The following is a 6,957-nucleotide window of genomic DNA, read 5'->3' on the forward strand; positions in this document are numbered from 1 at the left end:
GCAAGGTGATCAGGATGGCGAGGAAAATCGGCACGCCGGCATTGATCAACATCGCCACGATGACGGTGGCGAAGCCGACGACGGCGCCGACGGAAAGGTCGATGCCTCCGGTGATGATGACGAAGGTCTGGCCGACTGCCAGGATGGCGATCATCGAACCTTGCCGCAGCAGATTCGAGATGTTGTTGGCGGAGGCGAAGCTCGGCGTCGCCACCGACAGGATGACCCACAACAATACCAGCAGCGCCAGCAGTGTCAGCCCGAACAGGGCGTTGTAGTTGCGTTTCGGCCTTTCGGCCGGGATCGCCTCGGTGCTCATATCTGTCCTCCCGGTTTTTCTTGTTTCTCGGCCAGCGCTTGGGTGAGGATCTCCTCATGGTCGGCAGTGCGGAAACCATGAGTGGCCACCAGTTTGCCGCGCCGGAACACATGCAGTGTGTCGGCCAGTTCATAGACCTCGGGCAGATAGGACGAGATCAGGATGATGCCGGCGCCATTGGACAAAAGCGCGCTGAACAGGCGGTAGATCTCGGCCTTGGTGCCGACATCGACGCCGACTGTCGGCTCGTCGAAGATGAACAGCTTGGCGCCGTGCGCCAGCCACTTGCCGATGACGATCTTCTGCTGGTTGCCGCCGGACAGGCTGGAGGCGAGCGCGTTGCGCGTCGGTGTCTTGATCCTGAGATTGGCGATCTGGCGATCCGCCTCGGTCTTCTCCTGTGCGCTGGAGATCAGCAGATTGCTGGAGATGCGCTTGTAGATCGGCAGATTGAGATTGAGGCCGACCGGCAGGTTGAGGCAGAGGCCCTGGTCGCGGCGGCTTTCCGGCGCCAGCGCCATGCCGAGCCTGATAGCGTCATGCTCGGAATTGACCTGAACCGCCTTGCCCTCCCAGAGGATCTGGCCGGCCGACTTGCGATGACGGCCGTAAAGCGTGGTGACGAACTCGCTGCGCCCGGCACCGATCAGGCCGTAGAGCCCGACGATTTCGCCGGCACGGACCGTCATCGAGACATTTTCGAAGCCCTTGCCGGAGAGATTTCTGGCTTCGAGCAGCGTCGCGCCCGGGGTAAAATGCTCCTTGTGATAGACTTGCTCGATCGAGCGGTTGATCATCATCTTGACCAGCTCGGCGTCGTTGGTTTCGGCGATGTTCCTGGTGCCGACAAGCGTGCCGTCGCGCAGCACCGAGACGCGGTCGGCGAGCTCGAACACCTCTTCCATGCGGTGGCTGATGTAGATGATGGTGACGCCTTCGCCCTTCAGCCGGCGGATCAGCGTGAACAGCTGGTCGGCTTCCTTCCGGGTGAGATAAGCAGTCGGCTCGTCGAAGATCAGGAACTTGGTGCCGCGCACGGTGGCGCGGGCGGCGGCGATCAGCTGCTGCTGGCCTATGGTCAGGTCACCCAGCACGACATGCGCCGGCAGATCAAAGCCGAGATCGTCGATGATCTTCTGCGCTTCCCTGACCATGGCCCGCTGCTGCAGGATGCCGAAGCGGGAATCCTCCTCCCCGAGGAACATGTTGGCTGCGACAGTGAGATGGCGGCACAGAACGACCTCCTGATGCACAGCATTGATGCCCAGCGCCATCGCCTCATGCGGCGTCGCCAGCGCTGCCGGCTTGCCCTCCCAGATGACGTCGCCGGAGGTGCGCGGCATGACGCCGGTCAGCAGCTTGATCAGGGTGGATTTGCCGGCACCGTTCTCGCCGACAATGGCGTGGATTTCGCTGGCCTTGAAGGCGAGGTTAACCGGCTTCAGCGCGTGCGTGCCGGGATATCGCTTCTCCAAGCCCTTGAGTTCGAGGATCGTCCTGCCCGGTTCCAGCGTTGGGGCCGGATGCAGTTCCTGCGCCGTCGATGTCATGACAATCCTCCCAGATTGGCCTCACGATTGGCACGTAGCGATGCTGGCCGGGTCGCATCGTCAAGGGTATTGAAGCCGGCTGATTTCGAATCACTTTCAGGGTGTTTCCGGGGCAACGAGGCCCCGGAAACGGTGCACCTGCCGGTGCTCAGTCGAGCTTCGGATTGAGCAGTGCGTCGATCTTCGGATCCTTCATATTGGCCTTGGTGACGAGGTTGGCGCCGGTGTCGACATTGGCCTCGACCTTCTCGCCTTTCGAGGCCGCGAGTGCCGTCTTGATGCCGTCATAGCCCATCCGGTACGGATCCTGGACGACGAGAGCCGAAATGACGCCGTCGTTGAGGAACTTGATCAGCTTCTCGTCGCTGTCGAAGCCGACGAGTCCGACCTTGCCGGCCAAGCTGTTCTCGGCGATCGCCTGACCGACGCCCTGCGCCATGATCAGGTTGGAGGCGAAGATGCCCTTGAGGTTCGGATTGGCGGTTATCAGGTCGGTCGCGATGTTGAGGCCGGTAGTGGCTTGGCCGTCGGCGTACTTGTCGGCAACAAGCTTCAGGCCGGGATATTTGGCGGCAAGCTGCTCCTTGAAGCCCTGGGCGCGCTGTTCGAGCGAACCAGCGCCCGGAAGTGCGGTGATCAGGGCGACGTCGCCCTCGATTTTGCCGCCATTGGCTTCGCCGATCGCGGCCGCCAGCCCGTCGGCGGCGACGCGGCCGCCCTGGATATTGTCTGTGGTCAGGAACGAGGTGAAGGCCTTGGAGTCGGCGCCGGAGTCGATGCCGATGATCTTGACCTTGGTGGCTGCCTCATCGATCGGCTTGCCGAGCGCCTTGGCTTCGGTCGGCGCGATGACGACGGCAGCCGGGGTGCCGGCGACGGCATTCTCGAGGATCGAGATCTGGCCGTTGACGTCGGTCTCTGCCTGGGCGCCGAGTTCCGGCACATTGACGCCGAGGTCCTTGCCGGCCTTGCGGGCGCCGGCCAGGACGATCTGCCAGTAGAAAGAGGTGGTGTCCTTGACGATGATCGGAATGGTTACGTCCGCCGCCGAAGCTGGCGCCGAATGCAACACGCCGGCAAGCATCGAGGCGGCGGCGAGCGCCACGAATGCGCGGCGGTTGAGAATGTTGGTCACGAATTTCATAAGGCTTCCTCCCTAAGTCGCCCGGTGAACGTTGCTGAAGCTCGGTTTGGATAGGCGCTGTCCAAACAGAACTTTATCAATAAAAAACATTTACCGCATTTTGATAGTGCATAGGTTGGGTCGACGCAAGCGGTGTTTCGCATCGGTCTCCTTAATTGGCTAGACCGATCTCATTGCCAAACCGTACAGATCCTCTCCGAAAGGTATGGGAATATTAATTCCACCAACCAGTCAAGATGGAATATTCATTCTTTTGGGGGCGTTCGATTGTTACGCCTCCTGATTGCGCCGTCCGCTGTTTAACCGACGAGGGCGAAGGCCGCAGCGTCAGCCGAGTTTCTGTACGACCGTGTAACGATCATATTTGGCGAATTCGGTTTCGGGCACCTGGATATCGAGCAGTTGGAGATTTCGCGCCAGATTGGTCGGTTTGGCGGTGCCCGTCAGCACAGAAGCGACAACAGGCTCGTGCAGCGGGAACTGAAACGCCGCCGCTGCAAGCGGATAGCCGCCTTCGGCGGCGATTTTTTCCATCGCCCCGACGCGGCCGAGAATGTCCGCGGTGGCCGGCAGATAATCGAAATGGGCGCCCGGTACCGGGCCCGTTGCCAGGATACCGGAATTGAAGACGCCACCGATGATCAGCGAGGTCTGCCGTTGCCGGCAAAGCGGCAGCAATTCGGCTTCGGCGGTGCGGTCGAGCAGCGAATAGCGGCTGGCGAGCAGGATGCAGTCGAGCGGCGCCTGGCGCAGCACATCGAGACAGATCTGAACCTCGTTGACGCCAAGGCCGTAGGCGGAAATGACCCTGGACGACTTCAGCTCTTCCAGCGCCTTCAGCCCGCCATCCATGAACTGGCGGAAATGCAGCTTCGTCTTCTCGGCCCCATGTGTGTAGACGCCGATGTCGTGGACGAACAGGATGTCGATCCGATTGAGGCCAAGCCGCGCATAGCTGAACTCGACCGAGCGCATGATGCCGTCATAGGAATAGTCGTAGTCGAGCGCAAAGGGCAACGGATCGACATAGGAATGGTCCGGAATCTGGTCTTCCGGCACCGGCCGGAACAGGCGCCCAACCTTGGTCGACAGCACGTAGGAGTCCCGCGGCTTGTCGCGCAGGAAATCGCCGAAGCGGCGTTCCGAGAGGCCGAAGCCATAGAAGGGCGCCGTATCGAAATAGCGCAGGCCGGCTTCCCAGGCGACCTGCAGCGTCTGTATCGCCGCCTCGCGCGGGCAAGCTCGGTAGAGGCCGCCGACCGCCGCGCCGCCGAAGCTGACCTCGGTTATTTCCAGCGCGGTGCTGCCGACACGGCGTTTCTTCATGCAAAGCCTCCCACCGGCCATTTGCCTGGCCCGCGTCTTGAGTCAGTTAATGGCTGTTCTAGAGGGTCGCGCCGAGGTGCCAGGGCACGAACTCGTTGTCGCCGTAGCCGAACTCCTCGCTCTTGGTCTTGCGCCCCGAAGCCGTCTCGACGATCAGTTCGAAGATCTCGCGGCCCATGCCGGCGATGGTCTTTTCGCCCGAGGCGATGACGCCGCAATTCACGTCCATGTCCTCTTCCATGGTCTGGTACATGGTCGAGTTGCTGGCGACCTTGATCGACGGCGTCGGCCGGCAGCCGAAGCAGGAACCGCGGCCGGTGGTGAAGACGATGACATTGGCGCCGCCTGCCACCTGGCCGGTGGCGGAAACCGGGTCGTAGCCGGGCGTGTCCATGAACACCAAGCCGTGTCCGGTGACCTTTTCGGCATAGCCAAAGACGCCGTTGAGCGGCGTCTGTCCGCCCTTGGCGACCGCGCCAAGCGACTTCTCCAGGATGGTGGTCAGGCCGCCGCGCTTGTTGCCGGGCGACGGATTGTTGTCGATGGAGGCGCCATGCTTGGCGACATGGTCTTCCCACCACTTCACATAGCCATCGAGCTTGGCTGCGATCTCCGGGGTCGCCGCACGGTAGGCAAGCAGATGCTCGGCGCCGTAGATTTCCGTCGTCTCGGAGAGGATGCCGATGCCACCAACACCGGCCAGGATGTCGACGGCGGCGCCCAGCGCCGGATTGGCGGTGATGCCGGACATGCCGTCCGAGCCGCCGCATTGCAGGCCGACGACGATCTCGCTGACCGGGATTGGCTCACGCTCAAGCTTGCCGACCTCCTCGGCGATCTCGGCCAGCACCAGCATCGCCTTCTCGACCGATTTGCGCGAGCCGCCGGCTTCCTGGATGTTGAAATGGCGTTTTCCCGCAGCGACACCCTTCTGCCCATAGAGGGTGAGCTGGTTGACCTCGCAGCCGAGCCCGACCATCAGCACGCCGCCGAAATTCGGATGGCGGGCGTAGCCGGCCAGCGTGCGGTGCAGCACCATCATGCCGTCGCCGGTGGCGCTCATCCCGCAGCCTTGGCCGTGGACGATCGGAACGAAGCCGTCGATGCCGGGATATCTGGGCAGGAGAGTGCGGTTCGCCTCGTCGGCGATGGCATGGCAAACGGTGGCCGAGCAATTGACGCTGGCGAGAATGCCGACGAAGTTGCGCGTGCCGGCACGGCCGTCGGCGCGACGGTAGCCCATGAAGATGCGGGCGCGGTCGGCCTCGGTCGCGTGCACGGCTTCGCTCGGCGGCACCACCGGCAAACGCCCGGACTCGAAGATCAGATTGTGCGAATGGACATGCTCGCCGGGTGCGATGTTCTGGGTGGCGCGGCCGATCGCCTGAGCGTATTTGACCACGGCCTCGCCGGCGGCGATCGGCTTGATCGCTACCTTGTGGCCGGGTTCGATCAACGCGGTGGCGACGGCACCGCCCGGCAGTACCGCGCCGATCTCGATGCGGCCGTTGGCGACCGCGACATTGTCGGCGGGGGACAGAAGAATGCTGTTTGCGGCGTTCACGGGCAGTTTCCTGGGTGTTCCTGGGATGGGCAAGCGGATTGACACGCGCCTGTTAACAGTTAATGTCTTTTATCGTGAAAAAACAGTTTTGCGTCAATTGTTTTTTCGTGACAGCGCCGCGCGTTCTTAAGGATGTGCAGAGGATCGGACACTGGAACCAGGGCTGACTTTCGAAAAGCGATTCTCGCTTTTTTGGGGGCCTTTGCGTTTGGAACATTTGTCATATCGCGCTTCAAACCGCCGCCGCAAGCGCCGGCGTAACGGGGCAGGGGATGTCGAAGAGCAACAACGTCTATAAAGACGCCTACAATCGGGGTTTGCGGCTGCTCGACGAAACGAAAAGCCTGCCGTCCGAGCCCGAGCTTGGCACGCTGCTCGGCGTCAGCCGCACGACGATCCGCACCATCCTTACGCGCATGGAAGAGACGGGGCTGATTGCCTGGAACAAGCGCAGCAAGACGGTTTTGCGCGTGCCGCGGCCGGACGATTTTTTCCCCGAGGAAGAGACCGACACGCTGTCGCAGATCATCGAGCGCTCCTTCATGCGGCGGCTGCTTGCCGGCGGCGCCGAGCCCGGCATGCAGATCAACGAACTCGAGTTGGCGCGCGAGATCGGCGTCGGCACCACCAGCGTGCGCGAGTTCCTGATCCGCTTTTCCCGCTTCGGGCTGATCGAGAAACGCCGCAACAGCCATTGGGTGCTGAAAGGTTTTACCCGCGCTTTCGCGCTGGAATTGACCGAAATCCGCGAGATGTTCGAATTGCGCTCGGCTGCCGCGTTCGCCGCCCTGCCGGACGACAGCCCGGTCTGGGCCGACCTCGACCGGCTGGAAGACGAGCATCGCCGGCTGGCGCGCGAGATCGCCACGCGCTTCAACGAATTCTCGGAGCTCGACGAGCGCTTTCACCGGCTGATCCACCGCGCGTCGCACAATCGCTTCATCGTCGATTTCTACGACGTCATCGCCATGATCTTCCACTACCACTACCAGTGGAATAAGGCGCAGGAGCGCGAGCGCAACGAAGTGGCGGTCGCGGAACACCTGGCCTATAT

General features: G+C 62.3%; 5 protein-coding genes and 1 pseudogene. 1 reads left to right on the top strand and 5 read right to left on the bottom strand.

The window, feature by feature from the left end:
* From EOA85_RS22945 to EOA85_RS22965, 5 genes and pseudogenes are all read right to left on the bottom strand, one after another.
* A pseudogene (locus EOA85_RS22945) lies at window positions 1-319 on the bottom strand (ABC transporter permease); the annotation flags it as partial.
* The gene (locus tag EOA85_RS22950; protein WP_065009742.1) at window positions 316-1,869 is read right to left on the bottom strand and encodes a sugar ABC transporter ATP-binding protein; all 1,554 of its coding nucleotides are present in this window, start codon (window positions 1,867-1,869) and stop codon (window positions 316-318) included. The pseudogene EOA85_RS22945 and the gene EOA85_RS22950, both read right to left, overlap by 4 nt.
* 148 nt (window positions 1,870-2,017) lie before the next feature.
* Entirely contained in the window at window positions 2,018-3,013 is a 996-nt protein-coding gene (locus tag EOA85_RS22955; protein ID WP_127211280.1) for an ABC transporter substrate-binding protein, read from the bottom strand.
* A 327-nt stretch (window positions 3,014-3,340) separates the two neighbouring features.
* Window positions 3,341-4,339, bottom strand: coding sequence for an aldo/keto reductase (locus EOA85_RS22960; protein ID WP_127211281.1), 999 nt, complete (start codon window positions 4,337-4,339; stop codon window positions 3,341-3,343).
* Between the two features lie 58 nt (window positions 4,340-4,397).
* Window positions 4,398-5,903 (bottom strand): altronate dehydratase family protein, encoded by a 1,506-nt coding sequence (locus tag EOA85_RS22965; RefSeq protein WP_127211282.1) that lies wholly within the window; start codon window positions 5,901-5,903, stop codon window positions 4,398-4,400.
* A 272-nt stretch (window positions 5,904-6,175) separates the two neighbouring features.
* Here EOA85_RS22965 and EOA85_RS22970 point away from each other — a divergent pair.
* A partial coding sequence (locus EOA85_RS22970; RefSeq protein WP_127211283.1) for a GntR family transcriptional regulator occupies window positions 6,176-6,957 on the top strand: 782 nt, incomplete at its 3' end.

Origin of the sequence: Mesorhizobium sp. M5C.F.Ca.IN.020.29.1.1 (assembly GCF_003997375.1) — a bacterium.
Classification (GTDB): domain Bacteria; phylum Pseudomonadota; class Alphaproteobacteria; order Rhizobiales; family Rhizobiaceae; genus Mesorhizobium; species Mesorhizobium wenxiniae.

Excerpts from the sequence above, each read along its gene's own strand:
- EOA85_RS22950 (WP_065009742.1), bottom strand. The coding sequence starts at position 1,869 with ATGACATCGACGGCGCAGGAACTGCATCCGGCCCCAACGCTGGAACCG.
- EOA85_RS22955 (WP_127211280.1), bottom strand. The coding sequence starts at position 3,013 with ATGAAATTCGTGACCAACATTCTCAACCGCCGCGCATTCGTGGCGCTC.
- EOA85_RS22960 (WP_127211281.1), bottom strand. The coding sequence starts at position 4,339 with ATGAAGAAACGCCGTGTCGGCAGCACCGCGCTGGAAATAACCGAGGTC.